We start from the raw sequence: 25665 nt of genomic DNA, 5'->3' as shown, positions 1-25665 counted from the left end.
AGCTATTCAAGCACAAAAAAGAAAGGTATAACGAGACACCTTTCCCATCATCCGTTCTATGAAAATGAGGTTTTTAAAAAAGGACAGACTAATCCCGCTTACTCCGCAATCACTGGCAGAGCTTTTGAACATATGAAATTACCTGTTCAAAGTTACGAAACGTAGTCTACCTGAATTCATACTTTTATTAAGCCTCCTTTTCTATTCTCCTTATATTATAAATCCTGTAGTTTAAACTGTCAAAACATTTCTGTAGTAACTACAATACTCTTTCCCTTATTTGCTGGTTCAATTTTTTCAAAAAATCAGCTAATGTTTTCTTCTCTGATCGTTTTATTCCATACATCCTTACATTAATTGTAGCAGTCTCTTCCTCTTGGTCACCAACCACCAATGTATAGGGTATTTTTTGCATTTGCGCTTCTCTTATCTTATAGCCCAACTTTTCTTCTCTTTCATCTAATTCAACCCTGATTCCATGATGCTTTAAAGTAGATTCCACTGCTTTACAGTATTCCAAATGTACATTGGAAACTGGGATGAGTTGAACTTGAACAGGTGCAAGCCAAACAGGAAAAGCACCAGCAAAATGTTCAATTAGAATACCGAAAAAACGATCGATCGAACCATATATGGCGCGATGAATTACGACAGGACGAACCTTTTCATTATTTTCATTAATATACGATAGATCAAATTTCTCCGGCATTTGAAAATCTAATTGAATCGTAGCACATTGATGGCTACGCCCAAGAGCGTCCCTAATATGAAAGTCAATTTTTGGTCCATAGAATGCACCATCTCCTTCATTTAATTGGTAAGGGACGGCTAACTGATGTAAAACATTTTGAAGTGCTTGTTCAGATGCTTCCCATAAATGATCTTCCCCCAAGGACTTTTCTGGACGTGTAGATAACTCCACTGTGTAAGAAAAACCAAATGTTTGATAAACCTGATCAATTAACTGAAATACCTGCGCGATTTCCGCTTCGATTTGATCCTTTCTAACAAAAATATGGGCATCATCCTGACAGAAAGTTCGTACACGTAACATACCATTTAGCGCCCCGCTATACTCATGCCGATGTACCTGACCAAATTCTGCTATTCGAATCGGTAAGTCGCGATAAGAATAGAGCTTATTTTTATAAATCAACATATGACCAGGACAATTCATCGGCTTCATTGCAAACTTCGTATCGTCTACTTCTGTAAAATACATATTCTCATGGTAATGATCCCAATGACCTGACTGCTCCCATAACCGCTGATTCATCATCAACGGGGTACGAACCTCATCGTAGGCTGCTTGGTTTTGTATCTCTCGCGAAAGATTTTCTAACTCATTGCGAATAATTTGTCCCTTTGGCAAATAAAATGGCATTCCGGGTGCTTCTTCAGAAAACATAAATAGCTGTAATTGTTTTCCTAATTTGCGATGATCCCGTTTCCTTGCTTCAGCTATAAATTCCAGATGAGCTTCCAATTCTCTCTGTTTTTTAAACGCAAAACCATATATACGCTGCAGCATATCTCTGTCACTATCTCCACGCCAATATGCACCAGAAACATGTGATAACTGAAAGGCCTTAATATACCCTGTACTTGGAAGATGGGGACCTCGACAAAGATCAACAAACTCTCCTTGGCGATAAATAGTAATCGTTTCGTGCTTATCAAGGCTTTCTAAAAGTTCTAGCTTTAATGCTTCATTTCGTTCCGTAAATAGCTGTACTGCAGCATCATACGATATTAATTCTCGTTTGATCGCTAAATCCTCTTTTATAATCGTCTTCATTTCTGCCTCAATTTGTTGCAAATCATCCTCGTTAAATGATTCCTTTAACTTAAAATCATAATAAAAACCATGCTCAATCACTGGGCCAATGCCCAATTGCACATCACGGTGCAATCTTTTCACTGCTTGTGCCAGCACGTGGGCTGTGGTATGTCTTAATACGCTTAATCCTTCTTCTGATTCTAAAGTAAAAATTTCAACTACAGCATTTTCCATTAGCTTGTAGTTTACATCTACCATCTTTCCATTTACTTTTGCTGCCACCGCATTTTTACCTAAGCTTGAACTAATAGACGCAGCCACCTCTACTACAGTAATGCTTTGTTGATATTCTTTCACTTTTCCATCTGCTAGTTGCACTTGAATTACGGAATTTGACATCACCTATAACCTCCTTGAAATTTCAATATTTAAGTAAAACCTTATAGAACGTTGCTTGCAACGTATTTCCCATATTAGAAAGGAAGTTCTTGCTTGAAGTTATTGGATAAATTGTGAACTCCGGCGACTTTCCAGTAAACTCCATTGGTCACTCTATGTATCGCGAAGATTCTGCGCATCTCGTGTTTCCTATAGTGGAACAAAGGCGCGGGGCGCCCGTTTAGCAACGTAGCGAATGGAACGAATCAACTAAAGACAAAGGAATCATGCCACTAAAAACAGGGGTATGCCGACGTCAGGCGGCAAGCCCGTTTTTAGTCGGCCTTCCTCTTTGCCACGAACCGATGATGACTTATCGTAGGGCGCATTTCTAAAGTGCCTAGTTGCTGGCGCAGGCGCAGGACGTGGCTATTCAGTTATTTCGTTATCCCCCAAGCACCTCATTTTATAATTTCTTATAGTACAAAAAACACATCCATCCCTAGAAAGGGACGAATGTGTTATCCGTGGTTCCACCCAATTTCCCAAATGGCAATACTACCTATTTGGCTTATTGTGCTGTAACGTAGCTTTACGGTACTGGTTACTCTTGTTTCCCCAATACAGCTTTTGAGGTGGTACATTATTTTCCATCACTAGGGAGCTCTCACCTTTTCTCCCCTCTCTGCCAGCTGTAAAAATAATGCTTGCCCTCTTCATTGCGTTTGCTTATTTTCCTTTTAATAAAAATAAAGTAACCCCTATTGCAATTGCTATATCACCTTGCACCTACATTTTTAAACAAAAATCAATCAGTGCAGTTATGATGCAGTCACCTTCATGCTTTGCCAGTAAAAAAACACATCCATCCCTAGAAAGGGACGAATGTGTTATCCGTGGTTCCACCCAATTTTCCAAACGGCAATACTACCTATTTGGCTTAATGTGCTGTAACGTAGCTTTACGGTATTGGTTACTTTGTTTCCCCAATACAGCTTATGAGGTGGTACATTATTTTCCATCACTAGGGAGCTCTCACCCTTTCTCCCCTCTCTGCCAGCTGTAAAAACAATGCTTGCCCTCTTCATTGCTTTTTATAGATAGTTGATTTTTACTTATACTACATCAAGATGCGAAAAAATGCAATAGCAAATGAGCGGAGTCAAAGAAAGGTAAATAGAAATAAGAAAAATTTTCCGATAAACGATTCTCTTGATGGAGCGAACGGATTTATAGAGTGGGCGAACGAATTTCCGCACAGGGTGAGCGACATTACTCGTGGAATGAGAGCTACTTTGATCGCAATGTGAGCGACCTCAGTCGTGATGCGAGTGGCTTTTTCGATGCAACTAGGGGAAAGGTTTTCACAGCATTAGTTTACAAAACAACAAGCGACACCCTTCTTCTCTAGTTGACATCGTACCTATCATCCGCTAAAATAAAGTAAACGTTTACTCTATAAGGAAGATAGTATGAAAAAATCAACGATTAAAGATGTTGCTAGAGAAGCTAATGTCTCCATTGCGACTGTTTCTCGGATATTAAATAATACGGGAAAAGGCTACTCCGATAAAACAAGGCAGCATGTAATGCAAACGATTGAACGAATGGGCTACTTTCCAAATGCTATTGCCCGTGGTCTGATTAACAATGAAAGCGGAACAATTGGTGTATTGTTTCCAGTAGTATCAGGGATGGTAAGTGCAGAGCTTCTTCACGGGATTGAAGCAGCTGCGCAGGCGTTTGACAAAAGTGTTATCGTGTGTAACACGTTATCTGATCCAGATAAAACGGAGCACTATTTACAATTGCTTTACGAAAAACAGGTCGAAGGTGTTATCTTTGCCAATGCAAGGCTAACGTCTGATTTTCAAAAAATGGTAAAGCAAATGGCTGTACCATTTGTTACATTAGCTGGAACATCAGAAATAGAAGGTATACCAGAAGTAAAAGTTAATGATCAGCAAGCTTCCTATGACGCTACGCAATATTTAATCAAGCACGGACATTCACAGCTTGCTATGGTTAGTGGGCCGTCTCATGATTTAATCGCAGGTACTCCACGAATAGAAGGATTTAAGCAAGCATTAGCAGATGCAAACTTACCATGTAAAGCGACACAAATCAGTTGGAGTCATGCCTTTAATTTTGAAGATGGTAAACATGCGTTTCGTTCGATTATGGCGCATCATCCAGAAACAACTGCTATCTTTGCAGCTAGTGATGAAATGGCTGCAGGTGTCATATCTGAAGCACATGCACAAGGGATTCGTGTACCTGATGATCTATCCATTATTGGTTATGATAATACAAAGTTAGCTATGATGACCGTACCGGCCTTAACAACCGTATCGCAAGAGTTTGACACAATGGGGAACCGTGCTGCAGAGTTATTATGTCATTCTATTATGGGCGAAGATATTGAATCGCTCAGCCTGAAACATAAAATAGTCGAAAGAGAATCGGTGAACAAACAGTAAAGGCAGGTTCTCACCTTTTCTTTTTACGTAGAGAGTAAACGTTTAACCTAGAAGGAAGAGGATGATTTCATGACAGAGAAAAATTGGTGGAAAGAAAGCGTTGTTTATCAAATATATCCACGCAGCTTTCATGATAGTAATGGTGATGGTATTGGTGATTTACAAGGAATTATTCAAAAATTAGACTACCTGAAAAAGCTTGGAATTGATGTCATTTGGCTATCTCCTGTTTATGATTCTCCAAATGATGATAACGGATACGATATTCGCGATTACCAAAAAATTATGGATGAATTTGGAACGATGGAAGATTTTGATGCGTTACTCGAAGAAGCACATAAACGTGGATTAAAGATCGTGATGGATCTAGTCGTTAACCATACATCGGATGAACATGCATGGTTTGTCGAATCTAGATCAAGCAAGGATAATCCAAAAAGAGATTATTATATTTGGAAAAAAGGCAAAGAAAATGGTCAGCCCCCAACAAATTGGGAATCTGCATTTAGTGGATCTGCCTGGAAATATGATGAAGCAACTGGAGAGTACTTTCTCCATATGTTCAGTGAGAAGCAACCTGACTTAAATTGGGAAAATCCAGCAGTACGTAACGATGTATATCAAATGATGCGCTGGTGGTTAGATAAAGGAATTGATGGCTTCCGTATGGATGTAATCAACTTAATTTCCAAAGATCAAACGATGCCAGAACGTGAACCTGATCCAGGGAAAGAACTTGTGTCTGCATTTGAATTTCATATGAATGGACCTCGTATTCATGAATTTTTGCATGAAATGAATCAAAAAGTATTAGCCGATTATGACATTATGACTGTTGGGGAAATGCCGGGTGCAACGGTTGAAGATGCTAAGCTTTACACTGGGGAAGAACGTGAAGAATTAAATATGGTATTTCATTTTGAACATATGGGTCTTTGGAATGGTCCTGATGGAAAATGGTCCAACATGCCTTGGAAGCTTACTGACTTAAAAGAAATTTTAAGCAAATGGCAATATGGACTAGAAAAGGAAGGCTGGAATAGCTTGTACTGGAATAATCATGATCAGCCCAGAGTTGTTTCCCGCTTCGGTAATGAAAAGGAATACCGTGAGAAATCTGCGAAAATGCTAGCAACTCTACTCCACGGTATGAAAGGAACACCATATATTTATCAAGGTGAAGAAATTGGCATGACAAATGTCCGATTCCCTTCTATTGATGATTATGAAGATATCGAACTGATTAATTGGTATAACGAACGTCTGGCACAAGGACATAATAAAGAAAAACTGATGGAAGCAATCTATGCAATTGGTCGTGATAATGCCCGAACCCCAATGCAATGGAATGGCAATCCGCATGCAGGATTTACGACTGGAGAACCTTGGTTGAAAGTGAATCCTAATTATATCAACATTAATGTAGAAGCAGCGCTTGCCGATCCAGAATCTATTTTCTATTACTATCAGCAGCTAATTGCATTGCGTAAGCAAGAACCAACTATTGTGCATGGAAAATTTGAATTATTACTAGAGGATAGTGAAGAAATATTTGCTTACACTCGAAATTATCAAGATGACACATTGCTTGTGGTATGTAACTTTACAGCTCAAAACCAAACATGTGAATTACTTAATTTATCAGCAGGGAAAGAAATACTCATTACAAACGAGGCAACGGATACCATGCATACGCTTAGCCAATTTACCTTAAATCCATATGAAGCCTTTGTGTATAGGCTCACTTAGAAAGAAGGAGATTTTTAATGCGATTGATTTCTTCTCTAGTCGTCTCACTCACTACAGCTGCCCTGCTTGTCGGCTGTAGTGACATTTCTTCCCCGAAAGAAAATATGGTGGAACTAGAGCTATTTTCCAATAAAGCTGAAAATATAGCTACATACGAATCGATGATTGAACGTTTTGAAGAGCAGCATCCTAACATTCGAATTAATTTATATGCTCCACCTGACGCAGAGACTTTATTACGAACTAGGCTAGTAAAAAATGATATGCCAGATATGCTAGCCATTGCCGGTAATGCTTTATATAGGGAATTAGTAAGTGTTGATATGTTAGTAAACTACGAAGGTGAGCCTATGCTGGACCCTATTCAACCAGCATATTTACAAACCATTTCTGATCTAGAAGGCTCCGAAAAGAAAGGAATACATGGTGTGCCCTTTGCGGCTAACGCCAATACGATGATTTACAACAAGACCAAGTTAAAAGAACTGGGAGAAGATGTTCCAAAAACATGGGATGAATTCATTCAATTGCTGCAAAAAGCAAAAGCAGTTGGAGAAATACCGATCTACTTTACTTTCCAGGATTCATGGACAACAATGCCAGCTTGGAATTCGTTGGCAGGGAATCTGCAACCGAAACAATTTGCCGAGAAAAAAACAAATAAAGAAGTGACGTTTCAAGGTACCCATCAAGATGTAGCAGAAAAATTATTACAATTAAAAGATTACGGGCATGATCGCATGTTTGGGATCGGCTACAATGATGGAAACCGTGAATTCTCACAAGGAAAGGGCGTTTTCTATTCCCAAGGAAACTGGGCGATTCCAGAGCTACTCAAGTTAAATCCTGAACTTGACCTCGGTGTATTTGCAATGCCAGTTACGAATGATCCCACTAAAAACAAGTTAGTTTCGGGTATTGATGTTCTTTTTGCCACTTTAAAAGAATCCAAGCATCCTGAAGAAGCAAAGCAATTTATTTCTTTTATGATGGAAGAACAGCAACAGCAGCAATATATGGAAGAACAATCTGCCTTTTCTGTTCGTAAAGACGTCATTTCTGATGATCCAATTATGGAAGGCATTCAAGATAACTTTACAGAAGGAAAAATAAGCAGTTTTCCAGACCATTTTTATCCGGCTGGAATGGGGGCTCAAAATATGATACAAGAATTTCTTTATCAAGGTAACATTTCCAAATTGTTAAAAGACTTAGATCGAGAGTGGGACCAAATCCAATTAAGGTATTAAGGAAGTGAATGAATTGAAAAGTCGACAACGTGCATTTTTGCTAATGACCATCCCTGCCGTTATTTTGTTTTTTATCTTTCATACATTTCCTCTCCTTCAAGGAATATTTTATAGCTTCACGAATTGGAGAGGGTACGGGGATTGGGATTTTATCGGGCTTTCTAATTATGTAAATGTGTTTAAAGATATGCGTGCCTTAAACGCATATGGCTTTACATTTCAGTTTGCTATTGTATCAACAGTCTTAGTAAATATCTTTAGTTTATTAATCGCTCTTGGCTTAAATGCAAATATTAAATTCCAAAAGACATTACGAGCAGTCTATTTCTTACCAAATATATTAAGTATTCTTATTGTTGGATTCATTTTCCAATTCATTTTCACGATCTTTTTACCGCAATTTTCCGATGCTCTAGGTATTCAGGCGCTAGCGACCAATATTTTAGGCAGTCCTGACTATGCTTGGGTTGGCGTTGTCATCATGGCTGTATGGCAAGCGACAGCTTTTAATACGATTCTTTACCTAGCAGGCTTACAAACCGTTCCTGAAGATGTTTATGAGGCTGCAGCAATTGATGGAGCTTCACCATGGAAAAGGTTTTGGAAAATTACATTTCCACTAATTGCGCCATTTTTCACGATTAATATGGTACTTGCATTGAAAACATTTTTAATGGTATTTGACCATATCATTGCTTTAACTGGCGGTGGCCCAGGATATGCAACGGAATCCATTTCCGTATTAATTTATCGAGGTGGATTTGAAGGCGGGCAATTTGGCTATCAATCTGCTAACGCAGTTATATACTTTATTGTCATCGTTGCCCTTTCCATTATTCAACTGCGATTCTTACAAAAACGGGAGGTACAACAATGAGAAAAAAGAAAAATTGGCTTGTTACTAGCCTGTTAATTATCGGAACATTATTGATCTTTTTCCCGTTATATTTAACGATTAATATTGCTTTGAAAACACCGGGGGAAATGGTAAAACCATTACTTTCTCTACCAGATGAATGGCGTTTTCAAAATTTTCTTGATGCGATTGAAATGACCAATTTCTTTCAAGCATTATCAAATAGCTTTATCGTTACGTTTTCTGTCGTTGTATTAACGGTATTAACGAATTCTCTTGTTTCCTATGCAATTGCCAGAAATATGCATAAAAAATTTTTTAAAGGCTTATTTTATTACTTTGTAAGCGCTATGTTCGTACCGTTCCCGATTATTATGCTGCCATTAGTGAGACAAACAGCCATCGCTGGTATGGATAATCTCATCGGACTCATTTTTCTTTATATCGTGTTCCAGTTGTCCTTTAATGTCTTTATCTATGTGGGATATATTAAGTCAATTCCAGTTGCACTGGAAGAGGCAGCTGTCATGGACGGCGCAAGTTCATGGAAGATCTTTTGGAAAGTTATCTTCCCCCTTCTATCACCAATGAATGCAACAGTAGCTATACTTACAGCTTTATATGCATGGAATGACTTCATGCTTCCATTGGTCATACTGACAGATCCGGAACATGCCACTTTACCGTTAGTTCAATATATTTTCCAATTGGAATTTAGCACGAACTATAATTTAGCGTTCGCTTCCTATTTACTAGCGCTATTGCCGATGGTAATTGTTTATCTGATTGCTCAAAAATGGATCATTAGTAACGTTACACGTGGTGCGGTTAAATAAGTAATAAGTACAAACACAGTAATTATCTAGTTTAAAGATAGTTACTGTGATTTGTTTTTTAGAGTAGGACTACTAACCCTGAATATCCATTTTAGATAAAGAAAATTAACAATAGGATAGATAAGGATCTTAAACTTGTCAACCTTTCTTATCTCTGAACAAAGGCGCAGGGAGCCCGTTTAGCAACGTAGCGAATGGAACGAATCAACTAAAGATTTAGGAATCATGCCCCTGCAACCAGGGGTATGCCGACGCCTGAGCGGCAAGCCCGTTTTTAGTCGGTCTTCCTCTTTGCCGCGAACCGATGATGACTTATCGTAGGGCGCATTTCTAAAGTCGCATCTTTGCTGGGCGCTGAAGCCGGACGTGGCTATTCAGTTATTCCCTTATCCCAAAGCAACAAATTTTATGCTTTCTATACTATAAACCAAAAAAATCTTATACTTTCCTATAGTGTAAAAAAAAGCCCTCCATTCAGTTTCAAAAAACTACTAGAAGATCTCTAATAAATGTTACCCCAAGCGTCCTAAGGAAATTATAACATTCAAATGAATTGTATAATTGTATATAGATGGCTTATTACATTTATGACATCCATTACTAAATTCAAAACAATCCTAATTGCTTTGGCGCAAGCCCTTTATACTCGATACCTAAAAGCTTCTGTAATTGCTTTGCATTCCCAGCAGCATCGCCGCCTGAATTATTATTAAATAACACGATAATATCCTTCGTTTCTTTCTCCAGTTCCTGTAATATCGTTTTCCATTTTAACAGTTCTTCTTCATTATATTTATATAAATAACGCACATCACGCCAGTTCGTTTCCGCACTATTTGGCTTATTCCACCCAATTACATTTCTGCCATGAAAACGGAGGAGCGTCTTTTCTTCATCCGTCACTACCGGAACCGTCGGAATCGACCCTTCTCCCGCTTGTGGCTCATCTACAATAGAATGAATCCAGCCTTCTTCCTTCATAAACGATAATGTTTCTTCTCGAAAGCGCTCGCTAAACCAGGATTGATTTCTAAATTCCAATGCAACTGGAATACCCCCCATCATTTGTTTACAATAGCGCAAATACATAACATTTTGCTTCGTGCAATCAAACCAAGGTGGAAATTGAAATAAAACCATTGCTAGCTTATTTACATCTTGATATGGCTGTAACGAAGCTATAAATGCCTCAAACATTTCCTTTTTTGAAGCAAAAGGGCGCTCTTCTTCCGTTCGTTGATGGCCCGTCATTCCTTGGTAAGCTTTTACAACAAATTGAAAATTTGCCGGCGTCTCTTTTACCCACTTTTCTACATTTCGAATCGGCTGTATCGCATAAAACGATGCATCCACTTCAACAACGAGAAAATGGCTACTATATTCTGCTAATTTATCTTTTGCTTTCATTTGCTCCGGATATAAGGAGTAATGGTCCCCCCATCCCGTTAATCCAATATAAATCAAGAAAAACCCTCCTATTCCAAGATCATCATAGCATAGGAAGGTTTTTACATAAAATAGCTTGCTTGTTATAAGCGGATAGAATGGTAGGAGACTACCATTAATTCAGGTCGAATCGATTATTGACCGGAAGTTAGCTCTGATTTCACTTGCTGCACGTCTTGCTGTGTTGCTGGCATAGCAGGTTTATAGAACCCTTTTTGAGATGCGTAACTATAAAGTGCTCGTTGACGTGCCTCATCACCATTTCGCAAATTAATCAATGTTTGTCTAAGTTGCGCATTATTAGCTTGAGCAATATAATCGGCATAACTTTTCAAGCTGGAATTCAGTCCATTTAAGTAATCATTTACAATATCCTTATCCTGTAACATGTGAGCCCTCCTATTGTAAAAATGGTAGCAGTTGCTGCTGCGCCTGCCTAGCAGATTGTGCATCCTGCATTAAAATTGATTTCAGTTCTTGATCCGTTGCTGATTGCGCGTACGTTTCCAGCTTATTGGCGATCATCCCATGACCTCCAATAATTTTACGCAAGTTTTCTAATTCGGTTTGCGTTAACTGATTCATGGCACAAACTCCTTTCCAAAATGTCACGCTTAGTTTGTGCTGTTTTATAAGACTTATACATGCATAAAGCATAGATTCTTATAAAACAAAAACCGGGCCTTTGCTTGTCAAATGACTTTAGCGTGAGCCCGGTTAGGGTAGTTGTTTTTTAGCCGATATTTTTCTTCAGCTAAGGCTAATGTATGCGATAATCATTCATATCAATGATGCGTTGATTTCTACTTCCACGAAACGATAAGGTTAAATCCCGTTGAGATAAAATAAATGGGCCGTCAACAAGTACATCCACATATTGAAGTAGCTCTAATTGATGGGCGTCGTTATTTTCCATTAGCTGTTCAATCGTCCATCCAGTATACGCCCAAATATTTTTACCATGTTCTTTAAGTCGTTTAGCAACCTTTGCTACAGCTTCTGCTTGGTAAAACGGATCTCCACCACTTAACGTAATATCTGTCAATGGATTCAGAGCCTCATCAATAATTTGCTGCACATGCATCTCTTTTCCATTTCTTATATTCCAGGACTTCGGATTATGGCATCCTTTACAGTGATGGGGGCAGCCAGCGAAAAAAATCACGGTACGTAATCCCTCTCCGTCTACTACGGAATCATGATAGATGGATAAAACCCTTGCTGTATCCATTATACGTGTCTCACTCGATCATGCTCTTCAGAAGCCTTTGCTGTATTCCACTTATCCATCGTTCCTACGAGGTAGCCGGTAATGCGTCGAATTCGATCAATTTGCTTTTCATCGGTTATTTGACAACTAGGGCATTCATTATCAATCATCCCTGTATAGCCGCAATTTTTACAACGATCAACCGGATGATTAACACTGCCATAACCAATTCCACTTTCAGCCATTGTTTTAACGAGTGTATCCATAGCCTTTAAATTCTTGCTTATATCACCATCTACTTCGATATACGTAATATGACCTGCATTCGTATACGGATGATACACAGCTTCTCGTTTTATTTTCTCCATAGCACAGATCGGATAATACACAGGAATATGGAAAGAATTCGTATAGTAATCTCTGTCTGTAACACCTTTAATCTTACCAAATTCTTTTTGGTCCCGTTTGGTAAAACGTCCACTTAGCCCTTCTGCAGGTGTCGCAATCAACGAGTAATTTAAATCGTATTGCTCACATGCCTGATCACATTTTTGCCGTAAAAAAGCAACAATTTCTTCACCTAAATTCTGCGCTTCATCGGATTCTCCATGATGCTTACCAGTTAATGCTACTAAACATTCCGCCAAACCGATGAAACCAACGCTTAAACTTCCCTGCTTTAACACTTTTTCTAATCTATCCTCTGGTCCGAGCTCAGAGCTTCCTGTCCAAACTCCTTCACCATGTAAAAAGGTGAAATCTTTCACAAGTTTATGTGTTTGGAATATATATCGTTCATATAATTGCCGAATCACTACATCAGTATATTCATCTAATTTTTGGATAAATGCTTCAAAAGTTTGTGACGTAAGCGCTATTTTCACTAAATTAATACTTGTAAACGATAAATTTCCACGCCCAACACTATTTTCTTTCCCATGACGGTTAGCCATAATACGTGTGCGACAACCCATGTACGCTACTTCAGATTCAGGATTTCCTTCTTCATAATACTCCAAATTAAATGGTGCATCTATAAAGCTAAAGTTCGGAAATAACCGCTTTGCCGTAGTCTTAAGAGCAAGCTGGTACAAGTCATAATTCGGATCTTCTTTATAAAAATTAATTCCCTTTTTCATTTTAAAAATTTGAATTGGGAAAATCGGTGTTTCTCCCTTTCCAAGTCCTGCTTGGGTAGCTAGTAACAAATTCTTAATAATCATTCTGCCTTCTTTACTTGTATCTGTACCATAATTGATGGAAGTAAATGGGACCTGTCCACCACTCCGGGAATGAAGACTGTTCAAATTATGAATAAACGCTTCACAAGCTTGATAGCATTCATGATCTGTCTCTGCCCAAGCTAATTCCTCCAATTCATTTTTGGAAAGCGGAAGCTTGTATTGTTGCAATTTATGCAATTGTTTTTTATACGACCTTGTTACAAATGGAGCTAAATCATAATCGAAAGCTTGAAAGCTTTGTCCCCCATGCTGTTGATTTTGATTGCTTTGAAAAATAATCGCCGCTAATGCCATCGCACTTAAAATCGTTTGTGGTGATCGCATATGTCCATGTCCAGTATTAAATCCTCTTTCCAGTAATTTACCTAAAGGAATTTGACAGCAAGTCGCCGTTCCTGTAGGCATATAGTCTAAATCATGGATATGGATGTAGTTTTCATCTACAGCTTGTTTCGCTTCTTCACTTAACATCTGTTGTTTCGCATAAAATTTAGCACTTTCATTAGCAAATTTGTTCATTTGCCCACACGGAGATCGCCCATCGACATTGGCATTTTCTTGAATTAAATCTTGGTTAGAGCTTGATACAATATCTTGAAAAGCCAGCATTAGTTCTTGGTCTTCACTTATAGGAGCAGATTTTGTTTCGATCATTTTATTTCTCCTCGTCCTTTCCAAATGAATCATAAATTTTTATGTAATAAAGGTATGTTAAATGCAAGGCAACAAAAGCAGATAAAGTGAATCTTTTACAATGGGGTTTTCTTTCAGCACCACTGATTGTTAGTACCGCAAGGGTATGACCTAAAGGCCTCTTACGAAAAAGGGCATTTAGGTGCTGTTATCTCCACTTAGACTTGTGTTGTAGTATGGATTTCTCCAATTCTCAAAGCCGGGAGTCTTACAGCACTTATATGCGGGATAACTGCGAACCTAGCCTTTTATTTAAGCGTATAAACAGACAACCTCTTTACACATTCCATCTATATATAGTATCAATAATTAATTTTAATACTATATATAGTTATATCCTAAATGAAATGATGAGGAATTTCAAATGTATATTTTATGACTTTTTGATGTAAAAATTGTAACGTTCGGATTTAGCGGTTGATTTTTAACGTTAACGCCTTGACATGAATCATAATTAATGTTCACATCTTCACAATAAAGTGTGCGAGGTGATCTTTACACCTCCATGTGTTGCCCTCTCTTTAGCGTATTTATTCTAAAGACTTATTTTAACTGCCTTTGTGGCAATAAAGCACTTTAAATATTGATCCAACGGTCGGCTTCCACCAAAATCGTCTTCATAGAAACCAGTGATGGAAAAACCGGCTTCTATTTGACCTTGTATTTGGTCTTCCAATGTATGTCCAAATTCAATTGTATGCTTAGCTTCTATATAAGCTTCTGCTTCCGCTTGAGTAAGATGTTGTAAAGAATGAAAAGGGATCTCATGTTTAACAACCAAATTTCCCTTCTGGTCCTCCGCATCATCAAAAATAAATAAAACAGGATTCGTAAAACCTGAAATAAGCGTACCTTTATCTTTTAATACCCGGTAAGCCTCCTGCCAAACAAGTGAAATATCTTCCACAAATAAATTCGATACTGGGTGTATGATTATATCAAATGCACCATTTTTAAAACAGGATAGATTTGTCATATCACCCTGTACTGTTTTCAGCTGTAATCCTTCACACCTAGCAACAAGTTTATCTTTCTCTAGCTGCCGCTCAGAAATATCGAACACAGTAACGTCGCCTCCAGCTGCAGCTAAGATAGGTCCTTGCTGCCCTCCACCTGAAGCTAAACATAAAATTTTCTTTCCTTTAAGTGACGGAGGAAACCAGCTTTTTGGAACAGGTTTTTTTGTCTTGACCGTAATCCCCCAGTCTCCTGCCTTACTTTTTTTGATTAACTCGGTTGTCACTTCCTGTGTATAAACTGCCCCATCTTCCACTTTCTGATCCCATGCTATGCGATTTTGATTTACAATATCCAACTAAAGCCCTCCCCATCCCTTATGTATACTCTATCAAGTCAACTAAGAGGCTCCATCTCCCACTAGTTGAAACGAAACAATGACCATTCATTTATAAGCAACAAAGCATACGTATGCCATAAAGTGAATATTCAATCCGTGAGGGATTTTCATTCATCCCCAACGGATTGTTAGTACCGTAATGGTATGACCTAAAAGCCTCTTATGAACAAGAACATTTAGGCGCTGTTATCTCCCACTTAAACTTGTTGCAGTATAGATGATCCGACTCCTGAAGTAGGAGTCTTACAGTACCTTCTATGCAGGATAAAAAATAATAAGGTTAATTCCTTGAAAGTACAATTTTTTATTTACACTGGCACCATCAACTAACGCTTGAAGTCTAAGTCTTATGACCCTTTAGCTGTAAATCCACCGTATGATATAATGCAATTAGTGCATAAGGCTTTTGGGTGGTGGCTCATCCCTTTCAGAAAGGGGGTGAGGCCTATATGACAGTTTTCGAAGGGTTGGTCTTAATGATCTCTTTCGGGACGCTCATTGTAGCTATTCTGTCAGAAAAAAAGTAACCACCCTAGCCTGACAAGCATTTAATGGTTACTTTTCTCAAAATGTGAGTCGCCCCCTTTAAGGGCTATGCACGAAACCGTTTGGTGTTCCAGCACCAGGCGGTTTTTATTCATTTGGCTATCTATGTACAGTATACCCGATTTTGGTCCAAATGAAAACCGGGCAATTTGCTATTACTCCCGACATGCATGTTAACGGAGCTGAAGTAAACGGTCATTACAATCTTTATTAAAATTGTATGCAAAAACCATTGAATTCATGTACCCCAGTTCCAAACTTTACAAGATCGTGCTTTTGTAAATAAGTTACTGCTTGCTTCACTTCTTGTAATATGGATACATCCAATCCTAATGTATTATGAGAGCCAAACACCTTCTTCACCCCATCTATGTTAGAAATTTTTTCTAAAGAGGAAACTAAATCAACTGGATTTGCTGATGGATAAAAAGCATAGATAGGTGTTTGATCATACAATAAATCTCCCGTAAATAAATACCCCTGCTTTTCATCAAATACGGCGATATGCCCCGGCGAATGTCCTGGCGTATGATAGATTGTTAGCTGTCTGTTCCCTAACTCTATAATGTCTCCATCCTTCAATATATTGGTGGGAATTCCTTGAAATGGCATATATGTTTTAGGGTTAAACGTTGCCGGGGTTGGAAGTGTAATATCTCTTGCTATATCTTTTCTTATCTGTTGTAGTGTCAAACCCTCAATTCCATGAATGAGCCAGTCTTGATCTCTTTCATGAACATGAATCGTGTCATATTCTCCATGACTGCCAATATGATCTACATGAACATGCGTTGTGATTACTTCAATCGGTTTCGTTGTCAATTGATCTGTTATTCTTTTCATGCTATCAATTCCTAAACCAGTATCAATCAGTGCCGCTTTATCTTCACCTATTAATAAAAAGGAATGTACTTTTTCCCAATGACCGTACTCGCTAATAGCAAATGTATCGTCATTTATTTGTTGTACCGTAAACCAAGCATCCTGTAACAATGTTTATGGTCCCCTCTCTCTACTTAGTTAAACATTTTTCTATCTTAAGCTTATACTTCTTTTTCAACACGTCCAGTAAACTTTTATGAAAAACAGCCGGTGCTTCCTCATTTTAGTAACCCCAGTTGTTTTTCTTTATATTATAGGAATTTGGCTGAATAGAACACCCTATTTCAGCGCCTTTATAAACAGAAACCTCTAAGCCCGTCTAAATAATTTTTTCGCTACTTCCATACAAATCACCGCTGCGACCGCTAAACCTGTTGCAATAGTCCAATCTATAAAGCTAAATGCAGCAGGTATATTAAATACGCCTCTTGCAAATGGAAGTACCGTAATACCGTATAAAACAAATCCAAGCAATACAGCACCTATGACATATTTATTGGAGAAGAAACCAATTTTTATGGACGTCTCCGTATTCGAACGTGCAGCAAAAGTTTGTAATGTACGCGAAATAATTAATGTGGTAAACGCCATCGCTACTCCCATTTCATTAGAATGAGATAACCCGATATAGAAGGAAATGACAACCGCAATAGCAATTAGGATCCCCCGAGTTAGTACGGTTTGTAGGGTTCCGCCAGCAAAAATCCCTTCACCAGTCGGACGTGGCTTGCGTTTCATCACATTTGGTTCTGATTTTTCCATTCCTAGCGCTATTGCAGGCAACGAGTCATTCACTAAGTTAATAAACAACAATTGTAACGCTGTAAATGGATTTGGTAAATTGAAGATAACAGCATACAGAATAGCAATAATTGCACCTAGGTTACCAGCAAACAAATAGCCAATCGCTTTCTTAATATTATCGTATACCGTTCTGCCGACTTGGACAGCATTCACAATCGATACGAAATTATCATCTGTTAAAATCATCGCGGAAGAATCCTTCGAAACATCGGTACCACTTCCCATAGCTATCCCAATATCAGCTTGTTTTAAAGCAGGGGCATCATTGACTCCATCCCCTGTCATGGCAGTAACTGCTCCTCTTCGTTGCCAAGCACGCACAATCCTGATTTTGTTTTCTGGGGACACACGAGCATAAACAGAAATTTGCTCTATCTTCTCCTCTAACTCTTCATCTGACATCTTATCAAGTTCTTTCCCTGTAATGGCAATATCATTGTCTCCCATTAAACCGATATCTCGACCAATTGCTCGTGCTGTCGTTTTATGATCGCCAGTAATCATAATCGTCCGAATGCCTGCTGCCTTGGATTCTTCGATGGAGCCGTAAACAGCCTCTCTAGGCGGGTCCATCATTGCCGTTAGTCCGACTAATACGAAATCATACTCATCATCATGAGTTATTTCTGTTTTATTATCTGGTAAACGTTTATAGCCGTATGCCAGCACACGTAGTGCTTGATTGGAAAATTCCTCATTTGCTCCTTCAAAACGATCCAGTAAATCATCCGTCATTGGTTGCTCTTCTCCGTCTACGAACACATAACTGGAGCGATGGAACATCACATCTGGTCCGCCCTTAGCCAAGAGCATTTTTGTGCCATCTATAGTATGGACGGTCGACATCAGTTTTCGATCTGAATCGAATGGTAACTCAGCTTCTCGAGGATATTTTTTTCGTAACTCTTCATAGTTCTGTGCATGCTTGTTTGCAAAGTTGATTAAAGCAGTTTCTGTTGGATCGCCAACTTCCTGTTTATCCCGATTAATATACGAGTCATTACAAAGCGCTGCGATGTATACAAGCAACCGCTCTGCTTGCTGCCAATCATTTGGATCTTCAGGTAAGCGTTCGTGCTTATTAAACGGTAAAAAATGATCGGTAACGGTCATTTTGTTTTGTGTCAGTGTTCCTGTTTTGTCTGTACAAATAATGCTTGTTGACCCCAATGTTTCTACAGCAGGCAGTTTACGAATAATCGCATGCTGCTTCGCCATTTTATTCGTTCCAACGGATAATACGATTGTAACGATCGATTGCAGCGCTTCTGGGATCGCTGCTACTGCAATAGCTACAGAAAACATCAATGCATTTAATAATGCCGTTGTCGTATCAGCTTCACTATCACCTAACCAAATACGGGCTGCCTGAACAGCAAAAATAACAATACATAAGATGAGAATACCGATCCCTAACTTCTTACTAAAGTTATCTAATTTTTGCTGTAATGGCGTTGCTTTTTGCTCCGCAGTAGACAGCATATCCGCAATTTTACCAACCTCTGTTTTCGTACCTGTACCAGTCACAACAAAGGTACCCCTACCATAAACAACTAATGAGCTACTATACACCATATTGCGACGATCACCTAAAGCAGCCTCTTCCTCAATCACTTCGGTCGATTTTTCCACAGCTTCTGACTCACCAGTAAGCATCCCTTCATTCACCTTTAAAGAGCCGCTTTCCAATACACGACCATCAGCAGGGACGTAATCTCCTGCTTCTAAGTAAACAATATCTCCCTGAACGAGTTCTTTAGCAGCAATTGTCTGTTTTATACCATCTCGCATAACTTTTGCTTCTGGTGCCGACATATCTCTAAGTGCTTCCAATGAACTTTCTGCTTTTCTTGTTTGCACGACACTAATAACCGCATTAATTAATAGCACAAGGAAAATAATGAGTGACTCTACCCATTCTCCAAGCAATATCTGCACTCCTGCAGCTGCTAGTAGTACAATAACCATTGCATCTTTGAAAGTTTCTAAAAAAAGTTTCCACGTTGGGACCTTTTCTTTATCTTCTATTTCATTGTACCCATCCCGTTCAAGTCGTGATTTCACTTCTTGCTGCGATAAGCCCTGTTGTGTAGAATCTACTTCTTTTAGAACGTCTTCTGTTTGCCTTTGGTAATATTCCATTTCCAAATCTCCTTGCTTGTTCAGTTTTGTAGACATGGGATGCATTGTGTTATTCATTGTCTCTCTGTTCTATTTCTTCCGTTTCTTGAACACGAGTAATCAACAGCTTGTCAACAAGCACACGGTCCATATCCACTACTTCTAGTTTTAAATCAGCTAAATAAATAGTATTCCCTTCTTTTGGGGTATTACCTATTTCATTCGTGATAAACCCGCCTAACGTCTGGAATGAAGTATCCTTTACAATATCTTCATCTATTTCATCTTCTAAGTCGAAATAGCGCAAAAACGTATCAAATGGTACTTGCCCATCTGCCAACCAGGATTGACTATCTCGTTGCATGATCGTAGCCCTTTCCCTGCTACCTTCTGTTTGGATTTCACCAACAATGACCTGCATAATATCATTTAATGTAACAAATCCTTCGACTCCTCCATATTCATCTACTACGACCGCCTGATGGTAGCCCGATTCTTTCAATGTTTCTAGAGCCTTAAATACTTTCACATGCTCTGGTAAAATTAATGCTTGTTCAATACAATCATTAATCGAGAAAGGTTCTCCTGATTGCAGTTTCGAAAAAACCTTTTTAGTATGTATAATACCCAAAAAGTGGTCCAAACTACCCTTTCCAACTGGAAAACGTGAAAATTCACTTTGACTAATGACTTGCATGTTCTCCTCAAAGCTACTTTCTATGTCAATCCAGGTTAATTGCGTTCGTGGTGTTAGGATATCGCTAAGCCGCTGATCTCCCATATAAAATATTTGATCAACCATCTCGTGTTCAATTTCTTCAATACTTCCACTATGAACACCTTGCTCAATCATTTGTTGAATTTCTTCTTCTGTTACATCCGGCTCCTTATTTCTCTTAACCCCTAAAGCCTTTAATACAAGTGTTGTCGACCTATCTAAAATCCATATAAGTGGCTTAGCAACTTTAGAAAATAAGTACATTGGTTTGGCGACAGCAAGCGCTACTTTTTCCGGATTGGTTAAACCAATTTGCTTTGGTGTTAATTCACCGATGACAAGCGTCAAAAATGTCGTAAACGTAACTACTAAAACCATACTGATTTCTGTACTCCATGTTGCTAAAAAGGGAATCTTGCTTAAATGAACACTTAAATCATCCGCAATTGCAGCACCACCAAACGCACCGGATATAATTCCAATGAGCGTAATGCCAATTTGTATCGTTGACAGCAGCTCACTAGAATTTTCAGCTAAATAAAGAGCTGTCTTTGCCTTGCTATTCCCTTCTTTTACTTTCTGTTCTAGCCTTATTTTTCTTGAAGTAACAATGCCTATTTCTGTCATTGCAAAAATACCATTGGCAATAATTAAAATGAAAAGAATAACAATTGATACAGCTAGATTGTCCATTTCTACACCTTTCCTTTTTTATCCCGCATATAAGTTGCTGTAAGACTCCTACTTGGAAGAATTGGAGAAATCCGGACTACAACAAAGTCTAAGCGGGAGATAACAGCACCTTAATGCCCTTTTTCATAAGAGGCCTTTAGGTCATACCCTTGGGCTACTAATAATCAGTAGGAAACGAATGAACCTCCCCACCGATGGAAGAGTCACTTATCTGCCTTAAATGGAAAGGTGTTTCCCTCTTCATATGGTGGATTGCACCATTTCCTAAAGGCAGAACATCTATAATAGCAGGATTGTATAATGTACCTTTATCATTATTTTGCCACAGTATAGATTATATTCCCATTATTACCATCAAATAAGCTTCTTATTTTAGCTAGTTTGTTCTTAAGTCTACAGAAAAGTCCAAGCTAACATAAAGTGCTCATGTCAGCTTGGACAAAATTATCATGAATCTCTCAACCAGTGAAGTTTTCTTTTATTACATGCACTGGTTGAAGATGAACAAGCATAGACTTCCAACTAGGTGCTAACTCTTCCAGTTATTTTCGAAGAATTCGCCTCGCCTTAAAGCAAAAAAGTCAGGTCTTATTCCCAATCATAATTCAAAAATAATCCCCATTAGAGAGTATATAATAACGGTTGAAAAAAGTACCGTCATATGAACAAGTGAGTAAAGGAACATGGAAGTAGCCCATTTCTCTGCATTTACTCTATGATAACGAAACACACTAAGTGTTAACCATCCTGCGCTCAATAATAGCGCTACTAGCATTAATCCTATACTTAGTGTTCCAAATAAAAAGCTAATCATAATCATAATGACTAAATAAACGTTTGTTTGAATATATGTTCGCTGCACTCCTTTTACTACAGGAAGCATTGGTATTTTTGCAGCTTCATACTGTTTATGATTACGAATAGCTATCGCATAAAAATGCGGCATTTGCCAAATAATCATAACTACAAACAAACCGATAATTGCTGGATGTGTAATGTCCGGATAAACTGCCGCCCACCCGATTAATGGTGGCATCGCACCGGATATACTTCCGATCTCTGTATTATACACCGTTCTCCGTTTACTCCACATCGTATAGGGAACCACATAAAAAAACAGTCCTAAGAAAGCCAACACAGCTGCTAACCATGTCGTTAATGCAAGCAATGCAATTCCGCTTATACTCATGATCACACTAAGCAAAAACACAATAACCGGTTTAATTTGTCCAGTTACAGTAGGTCTTTGCTTTGTCCTTTCCATAATCGCATCTATATCCCGATCATAGAGGTTATTAAAAGCCCCTGCTGCTCCGATAACTAAAGCTGTTCCGAGCAAAGCAAAAATAACTTCCGGAAGCTTTTCCATAAAGCTCATTTCATACGTATATAAAGCCAAAGTAAAACCAGCAAACATAGGAATAAGGTTCGAGCGTATAATTCCTGATTTTACTGTTTTTGCTAAAATGCTGATCCAATTTTTGTTTGATTCTTCCTGTTTATTTCTTAAAATCATGATAACTCTCTTCCCCTTAAAAAAATGATCCATACTCCATCATGCTTCTGATTCGCTTTCTTTTTCAAAAGCCAATACCCCAATTCTATTATACGATAACAACGTGTAATTAGCATGTGAAAGATATGTGAATCAAGTGGAGCGTTACTCCCTTCATTTATTTTCAAGCTTCTTTTTGAACTTAATAGGAAAACATTAACAAACATTTAATAAATAACTATATACAATCAAGCCTATTTGTTATACTGGAAGTGTCGATACATTCATCATAATGAGGAGGTAATCAATTTGAAGAAAATGGAAGGAAAAATAGCAATCATAACTGGTGCAGCAATGGGTAATGGAAAAGGAATTGCCGAGGTCCTAGCTAAACATGGTGCTATTACCGTCTTATTAGATGTTTCCAAGCAGGTACACGATACGGCAAAAGAATTAGCCGAGCAAGGCTATGAAACAATGGCTTTAGAAGTAGATGTTACGAAAAACGAAGATGTGAAAGCTGGCATTGCAAAAGTAATAGAAAAATACCAGCGTGTAGATGCACTAATCAATAACGCTGGGGTCGTTCGGTTAGCAAACTTTGAGGATATGGATGACGAAACGAGAGATTTTCATTTCAATATTAATATTAATGGGGTTTGGAATGTGACCAAGGCAGTGCTTCCTCATATGAAAAAAGCAAAGCAAGGTAGAATTGTAAACCTATCATCTGTAACGGGTACAATGGTTGCTGACCCTGGTGAAACCGCATACGCAACAACTAAAGCAGCTGTACTCGGCTTTACCAAATCTTTGGCTCGTGAGGTAGCTCCAGATAATATTACCGTAAATGCTATTCTGCCAGGTTATGTCCTAACACCGATGGCTGAGCAAATGGCAAAGGAAACGAACCCTGACAATCCGCAAGAGGTTATTGACGGTATCGCTAGTGGAGTTCCTTTAGGACGTCTAGGTAAAATTGAAGAAGTAGGCGAGCTTGCTGCTTTCTTAGCATCTGATGAATCAAGCTATATCACAGGTACACAAATTGTTATTGACGGTGGAAGTACATTACCAGAAACCGTTTCTGTAGGAAGCTAAGCTTCATCCACATGCCATGTAACGAGAAGGAATCATTTTTTTCGTTACATGGCTTCGTAATCCGTTCTAGTCACCCCCAATTATTTATGTCGTTCCACTCTAAATAATCTCGCCTTGATACTGCACAGCTTTTTTTCTGGTGGAAATTGTTCTCCATTTATTCTTCTCCTTACACATGTGGCAACATCTTTTACCATTTCGACCAAATTATTTTGGATGATAAACAGCAAACTAACAAGCTGACTAAAATAAACCCCATCAATCGTTGTAACCCAAAAGCCAGGTGATTCGGAACAAGCGTATGATGTTGATTTTATCCCCCAGGAAACTGGCAAAGCTGCCATGGCAAAATTTGTGAAAGATTATTATCATGTCCCGTACGATCACACCATAGCCTTTGGAGGCAGCGGGAATGATATTGGAATGTTAAAATGCGTAAAGCATGGATACTTATTACAGAATGCAGCCGTTAAAAGCCATATCATTGCATCAGCAATTAGCGCCAAAGCCTTATGCTGATGGAATACGCTATATTTTGCAGAAGTTGTTTACAACAGGTGCCCATTATAACGTTAACGTTGGCACAACGCATTTTATCTTCGCTTATTTCGGGTGGCTGCAGTTGAAGCTGCCAGAAATAAGTTAAGTATTTGTAATTGAAGGAACGAATATGTTTCGATAACTTTCGTTTAACGTTAAAGCGCACTGCAACAAAATCATATCCAGGCTTTCTAAGAAACACTACATACTCTACGGGCAATGATTTGCCGCTTTTAAGTCTCTTCTTTAGCCCCTTTGCGTAATATAGCATATGTTTCTATTAAAAATATAATGAAAGAAACTACTCCTGCAATAATAAAACTACTAGTTTGCTGGATGCCTATGATTAATCCGATCATATGTAAAATAAAAGTTCGGATTAATGACAAGAAAATGGGGTAAAATAAGTTTTCCCCAATGATGTGTTTCACTAAAAAATCGATAACATTATCAACCGTCGATAAAAATATCAGGTAAGCAATAAATACAAAGCCAACCTGCTTCATGTTCAATTCCAAATCAAACAATGTATTGGTCATTTTTATCGAGCCAAATAACGTAAACAGGCCTAGCCCAAGTACTAACGTGATTAGTAACGCTAGAAAAAATGCGGCTATTGTTAACCCCAAAATACTACTCCTGTTTAACTTATCCTCTTTTTTCTCACTAATCAACATCCATCCAAATAGAACTGAAAATAAAAGTACGAATATAATAACAGTGATAGAGATAACTAGTTTCATACACACCCTCCGAATTTTGATCTATCTGTCTATCGATATCTTTGCTTTCCTTGGGTGAAATTCCATTAGGTGTACTGTCACAGATGAACAATGCCCTTACACATGTAGTAAGAAGTAAGTACATTGTTGGTATTCTATTTTGATTGCGAGACCGATGTTTCCACTTTTTCTTCTACCTTGACGTGTTCTTTTAAAAGCTTTAAGAGCCGCTTCAGCATCTGTTCAGAAGTAATGACAAAAGATGCATGCCCAAATGTATATTTAATTTTTAAGACATACCCTTGGTTCCCCTCTATTGAAAAATCGGAATATCTATGACTTTTATCAATCGGTACAACGTGGATGGTGTTTATTCTTTTCCACGGAATAAACCGCATACCAATTAATATCCCATCATGTTTCACCGCAAATAAATTTAATGGCAGCATAAAATAGGAATATGCCAAAAAGAGAAGCATAAACAAATATTGATGCCAAGAAAATACGTCTGTGATATAGACAATCGTGAACATAGCAATAATAAACAGTACGAGCGCAGCGTTTATGATTAAACCATTTTTCTGTCCTTCAACAGTCGGCGGAGCAGTTATTTTTTGCGGATGTTTTCGAATCGCGTTTCTTTCTCCCCTCGTTGCTGGGAGGACGATCCTCTGCCTTAATTTTATAATTACCTGAATGATCCGAAAGCTGTAATAGACAAGTGCCAATATCACCAAAATCATCATGGACATTTCCATGATAAA

General features: G+C 38.3%; 23 protein-coding genes and 2 other annotated features. Of the genes, 9 read left to right on the top strand and 14 right to left on the bottom strand.

All coding sequences use genetic code 11. The features are described 5' to 3' along the window. Positions 1-259: 259 nt before the first annotated feature. Entirely contained in the window at positions 260-2179 is a 1920-nt protein-coding gene (gene thrS / locus BKP57_RS13200; RefSeq protein ID WP_050349879.1) for a threonine--tRNA ligase, read from the bottom strand. A 484-nt stretch (positions 2180-2663) separates the two neighbouring features. Further along, positions 2664-2887: a binding site (T-box leader), on the bottom strand. A 145-nt stretch (positions 2888-3032) separates the two neighbouring features. Further along, positions 3033-3255, bottom strand: a binding site (T-box leader). Positions 3256-3630: 375 nt separating this feature from the next. Here thrS and BKP57_RS13195 point away from each other — a divergent pair. The 5 genes from BKP57_RS13195 (at position 3631) to BKP57_RS13175 (ending at position 9329) form a co-directional block, all read left to right on the top strand. Continuing rightward, the gene (locus BKP57_RS13195) at positions 3631-4638 is read left to right on the top strand and encodes a LacI family DNA-binding transcriptional regulator (RefSeq protein WP_072741669.1); all 1008 of its coding nucleotides are present in this window, start codon (positions 3631-3633) and stop codon (positions 4636-4638) included. 69 nt (positions 4639-4707) lie between these two features. Further along, positions 4708-6387, top strand: coding sequence for a glycoside hydrolase family 13 protein (locus BKP57_RS13190; RefSeq protein ID WP_050349877.1), 1680 nt, complete (start codon positions 4708-4710; stop codon positions 6385-6387). A 17-nt stretch (positions 6388-6404) separates the two neighbouring features. After that, positions 6405-7637: an ABC transporter substrate-binding protein gene (locus BKP57_RS13185; protein WP_072741668.1), complete on the top strand. Its 1233-nt coding sequence runs from the start codon at positions 6405-6407 to the stop codon at positions 7635-7637. Between the two features lie 43 nt (positions 7638-7680). Further along, positions 7681-8514, top strand: coding sequence for a carbohydrate ABC transporter permease (locus tag BKP57_RS13180; RefSeq protein ID WP_198035053.1), 834 nt, complete (start codon positions 7681-7683; stop codon positions 8512-8514). Beyond that, on the top strand, positions 8511-9329 hold the full coding sequence (locus tag BKP57_RS13175; protein ID WP_072741667.1) for a carbohydrate ABC transporter permease: 819 nt from the start codon (positions 8511-8513) through the stop codon (positions 9327-9329). The genes BKP57_RS13180 and BKP57_RS13175 overlap by 4 nt, the downstream gene beginning before the upstream one ends. Before the next feature lie 606 nt (positions 9330-9935). On the opposite strand, the gene BKP57_RS13170 is transcribed toward BKP57_RS13175, so the two are convergent. The 6 genes from BKP57_RS13170 to BKP57_RS13145 all read right to left on the bottom strand — a co-directional run bounded on the left by BKP57_RS13170 (position 9936) and on the right by BKP57_RS13145 (position 15237). Further along, complete coding sequence (locus tag BKP57_RS13170; protein ID WP_050349873.1) at positions 9936-10793, bottom strand: DUF72 domain-containing protein; 858 nt, start codon at positions 10791-10793, stop codon at positions 9936-9938. Between the two features lie 116 nt (positions 10794-10909). Continuing rightward, positions 10910-11164, bottom strand: a complete 255-nt coding sequence (locus BKP57_RS13165) for a spore coat protein (protein ID WP_050349872.1) — start codon at positions 11162-11164, stop codon at positions 10910-10912. A gap of 10 nt (positions 11165-11174) precedes the next feature. Continuing rightward, positions 11175-11360: a hypothetical protein gene (locus tag BKP57_RS13160; RefSeq protein WP_050349871.1), complete on the bottom strand. Its 186-nt coding sequence runs from the start codon at positions 11358-11360 to the stop codon at positions 11175-11177. A gap of 175 nt (positions 11361-11535) precedes the next feature. Beyond that, positions 11536-12006, bottom strand: a complete 471-nt coding sequence (gene nrdG / locus BKP57_RS13155) for an anaerobic ribonucleoside-triphosphate reductase activating protein (protein ID WP_072741666.1) — start codon at positions 12004-12006, stop codon at positions 11536-11538. Next, on the bottom strand, positions 12006-13883 hold the full coding sequence (locus BKP57_RS13150; RefSeq protein WP_072741665.1) for an anaerobic ribonucleoside triphosphate reductase: 1878 nt from the start codon (positions 13881-13883) through the stop codon (positions 12006-12008). The genes nrdG and BKP57_RS13150 overlap by 1 nt, the downstream gene beginning before the upstream one ends. Before the next feature lie 574 nt (positions 13884-14457). Further along, on the bottom strand, positions 14458-15237 hold the full coding sequence (locus BKP57_RS13145; RefSeq protein ID WP_072741664.1) for a class I SAM-dependent methyltransferase: 780 nt from the start codon (positions 15235-15237) through the stop codon (positions 14458-14460). Between the two features lie 491 nt (positions 15238-15728). Between BKP57_RS13145 and BKP57_RS23450 the strand changes: the two genes are divergently transcribed. Next, positions 15729-15806 carry a putative holin-like toxin gene (locus BKP57_RS23450; RefSeq protein WP_353616247.1) on the top strand — a complete coding sequence of 26 codons (78 nt, stop codon included), beginning with the start codon at positions 15729-15731 and terminating at the stop codon, positions 15804-15806. Positions 15807-16035: 229 nt separating this feature from the next. Here the strand turns inward: BKP57_RS23450 and BKP57_RS13140 are convergent, their stop codons facing one another. From BKP57_RS13140 to cyoE, 4 genes are all read right to left on the bottom strand, one after another. Continuing rightward, on the bottom strand, positions 16036-16818 hold the full coding sequence (locus BKP57_RS13140) for an MBL fold metallo-hydrolase (protein ID WP_050349867.1): 783 nt from the start codon (positions 16816-16818) through the stop codon (positions 16036-16038). A 198-nt stretch (positions 16819-17016) separates the two neighbouring features. After that, positions 17017-19653, bottom strand: a complete 2637-nt coding sequence (locus tag BKP57_RS13135) for a cation-translocating P-type ATPase (protein WP_072741663.1) — start codon at positions 19651-19653, stop codon at positions 17017-17019. Between the two features lie 49 nt (positions 19654-19702). Then, positions 19703-21043: a hemolysin family protein gene (locus tag BKP57_RS13130; RefSeq protein WP_072741662.1), complete on the bottom strand. Its 1341-nt coding sequence runs from the start codon at positions 21041-21043 to the stop codon at positions 19703-19705. Positions 21044-21641: 598 nt separating this feature from the next. Then, on the bottom strand, positions 21642-22559 hold the full coding sequence (gene cyoE / locus BKP57_RS13125) for a heme o synthase (RefSeq protein WP_072741661.1): 918 nt from the start codon (positions 22557-22559) through the stop codon (positions 21642-21644). Positions 22560-22856: 297 nt separating this feature from the next. On the opposite strand from cyoE, the gene ucpA reads away from it, so the two are divergent. Further along, positions 22857-23639, top strand: a complete 783-nt coding sequence (ucpA, locus tag BKP57_RS13120) for an SDR family oxidoreductase UcpA (protein WP_232231427.1) — start codon at positions 22857-22859, stop codon at positions 23637-23639. A gap of 80 nt (positions 23640-23719) precedes the next feature. On the opposite strand, the gene BKP57_RS22920 is transcribed toward ucpA, so the two are convergent. Then, complete coding sequence (locus tag BKP57_RS22920; protein WP_072741660.1) at positions 23720-23983, bottom strand: hypothetical protein; 264 nt, start codon at positions 23981-23983, stop codon at positions 23720-23722. Here BKP57_RS22920 and BKP57_RS22915 point away from each other — a divergent pair. Together BKP57_RS22915 and BKP57_RS22520 are read left to right on the top strand one after the other, a co-directional pair. Further along, positions 23982-24158: an HAD family hydrolase gene (locus tag BKP57_RS22915; RefSeq protein WP_232231166.1), complete on the top strand. Its 177-nt coding sequence runs from the start codon at positions 23982-23984 to the stop codon at positions 24156-24158. The two genes, BKP57_RS22920 and BKP57_RS22915, sit on opposite strands and share 2 nt — an antisense overlap. Next, complete coding sequence (locus BKP57_RS22520) at positions 24082-24285, top strand: hypothetical protein (RefSeq protein WP_198035062.1); 204 nt, start codon at positions 24082-24084, stop codon at positions 24283-24285. The genes BKP57_RS22915 and BKP57_RS22520 overlap by 77 nt, the downstream gene beginning before the upstream one ends. A 127-nt stretch (positions 24286-24412) precedes the next feature. Here BKP57_RS22520 and BKP57_RS13105 read toward each other — a convergent pair whose 3' ends face one another. Then, positions 24413-24922 carry a hypothetical protein gene (locus tag BKP57_RS13105; RefSeq protein ID WP_072741659.1) on the bottom strand — a complete coding sequence of 170 codons (510 nt, stop codon included), beginning with the start codon at positions 24920-24922 and terminating at the stop codon, positions 24413-24415. Between the two features lie 134 nt (positions 24923-25056). Further along, positions 25057-25659: a hypothetical protein gene (locus tag BKP57_RS13100; protein ID WP_072741658.1), complete on the bottom strand. Its 603-nt coding sequence runs from the start codon at positions 25657-25659 to the stop codon at positions 25057-25059. Between the last annotated feature and the right edge of the window lie 6 nt (positions 25660-25665).

It is taken from the genome of Virgibacillus sp. 6R, from assembly GCF_001895305.1.
In the GTDB taxonomy this organism is placed as follows: Bacteria; Bacillota; Bacilli; order Bacillales; family Amphibacillaceae; genus Virgibacillus; species Virgibacillus pantothenticus.
Note: the sequence above shows the minus strand (reverse complement) of the source record. Positions and strands in the feature narration are given on the sequence as shown.